The organism is Brachyspira pulli (assembly GCF_036997785.1).
GTDB classification, from domain to species: Bacteria; Spirochaetota; Brachyspiria; order Brachyspirales; family Brachyspiraceae; genus Brachyspira; species Brachyspira pulli.
In genome coordinates, this window is the sequence record NZ_JAWLQI010000127.1 from 1 (window position 1) to 2356 (window position 2356).

The 2356-nt window shown below is 29.2% G+C and carries 1 protein-coding gene; it reads right to left on the minus strand.

The features are described 5' to 3' along the window. Positions 1-352: 352 nt before the first annotated feature. Entirely contained in the window at positions 353-2083 is a 1731-nt protein-coding gene (gene ade / locus R4K56_RS14635) for an adenine deaminase (protein WP_335786933.1), read from the minus strand. Positions 2084-2356: the final 273 nt, after the last annotated feature.

The following is a 2356-nucleotide window of genomic DNA, read 5'->3' on the forward strand; positions in this document are numbered from 1 at the left end:
TACTGAAACGATTTCATTTTGCCGACTACTGCACATTATGTAATATTATCAACTTTTTTGCCGCACAAAAAAGTTACAAAAAACGCAATTGCTAGAACTTTATATTAAAAATATATGTATTAAATGTATGGTATAACCTAGATTTAGACTAAAAATGCAGTTTTTTTGGTTCTTTTATACCAATACCGAAAGGTACCTACTCGGTAAAAGAACTGGGGGCTTGCGTAAGCACGCAGAGCGGTGGGCAAAGCCCCAGATATAAAAACAAAAATATAAATTTATTTTTGACAAAATATAGTTGTTTAGGTATATACTAAATTAGTTTATATTTTTTAATCACATCATAAAAACTTTATGCACTTACATCTATAAACTTAAATTCCTTAACATCAAATAAACCGCTAGTTGTGAGTTTTATTTCAGGTATCACTGGAAGTGCCATAAATGATAAAGTCATGAAAGGATCTATTTCCCTATTAACATCAAGTTCATTATAAGCTAATTCATGCATAGAATATATTTTCTTTACTATATCCTTAGGAGATTCATCTGACATAATTCCCGCTATCTTTAATTGTAATGTATCAAGTACTTTTCCATTTTTTACAACAGTGATTCCGCCTGAACATTTTTGCATTTCATTTATAGCAAGTATTATATCTTCATCATTGTCGCCTACTGCTATAATATTATGCGAGTCATGTGAAACGCTTGTAGCAATAGCACCGTTTTTTAATTTATAATTTTCTATTAATCCTAAACCTATTTTTCCTGTAGCCTTATGTCTTTCTACTACAACCAATTTTAATATATCAACACTTTTTCTATATTTAAAATATCCATTTTCAAACCCTACTATTCTAACACTCTTTTCTGTTATCAAATCTTTATTAACTATTCTTATGACATTAGCCTCATCGGATTTTAATTTTATTTGTATATCTTCCACTTTTATAGGGGCAATATTTATAGTATTGAAAATATTATCATTATAATCATCTTTTTCTACTTTAAATAAAGCCTTACCATTTTCTGAAACTAATTTTCCATCTATAAATACTTTATTAGTTTTGAAATCTTTTAAATCATTAAATAAAACAATATCAGCTTTATAACCAGCAGCAACCAAACCAATATTTTTTAATCTATAGCATTCGGCCGCATTAATAGTAGCCATAGCAATAGCATTAAATACATCAAGACCATGTTCAACTGCTATTTTTAAATTATGAGATATATGTCCGTTTTCCATTATATGATCTAAATGCTTATCATCTGTACACATTGCACATCTTCTGGCATTGCTTTGATTAACTCCCTGTAAAAGTGAAGCTAAATTCTGTGCTGCAGAACCTTGTCTCAAAAGTACATACATTCCATTAGCTATTCTTGCTTTCAAATCTTTAGCAGATACGCATTCATGATCGGTATAAACTCCAGCTGCCCTATAAGCATTTACTGTCTTTCCTCCAAGCATAACACCATGTCCGTCTATAATCTTATCAGCATTAATAGCAGCAAGTAATTTTTTTAATACTTCTTTATCACAAGATAATACACCCGGAGCATTCATCATCTCAGCAAGCCCGAATATATCCTCATCATTTATAAATTCTTCTATTATTTTAGAATCAAGTACAGCACCAGAATCTTCAAAACCAACAGCAGGCACACAAGAGGAAAGCATAAACTTACATTTAAGAGGGCTTTTTTTGGCAGAATTAATCATAAACTTAATGCCGTCAATACCGCATACATTGGCAATTTCATGAGGGTCTGTTACAATTAAAGTAGTACCGAAAGGAATAACCACTTCCGCAAAATTAGCTGGTGTACATAAAGATGATTCTATATGAACATGCGAATCTATAAGTCCGCTTGTAGCATAGGAACCTTTAGCATCAATAACTTCTTTACCATTATAAGAACCCACCCCTACAATATAATCATCAACAATGGCAATATCTGCATCAGTAATCGTTGCTGATATTGGATCAACAACCTTACAATTTCTTATAACTAAATCAGCTAAAACCTTTCCGCTTGAAACTTCAATCATTTTTGATAATTTTTCTATAGTCATGAATAGTCCTTATAATTAATATATATTTTAAATATAGTAAATTATAAGTAGATTTTCAAATTTATAATAATATTTACATTATTCTATTTTTTATTATGTTTTGTAAATTCATTCTTAAAATATCACTTCAATTTAATTAAAATTCTATTTACAATAATATGCAATATTTTACAATGATTTATCATATTTAGTGTTGATTATTTTTTTCTATTAATATATAATATCTAAAAATATTATGGAAACATTATGAGCAACAAGCAACAAGCAACAAGC

Excerpts from the sequence above, each read along its gene's own strand:
- ade (WP_335786933.1), bottom strand. The coding sequence starts at position 2,083 with ATGACTATAGAAAAATTATCAAAAATGATTGAAGTTTCAAGCGGAAAG.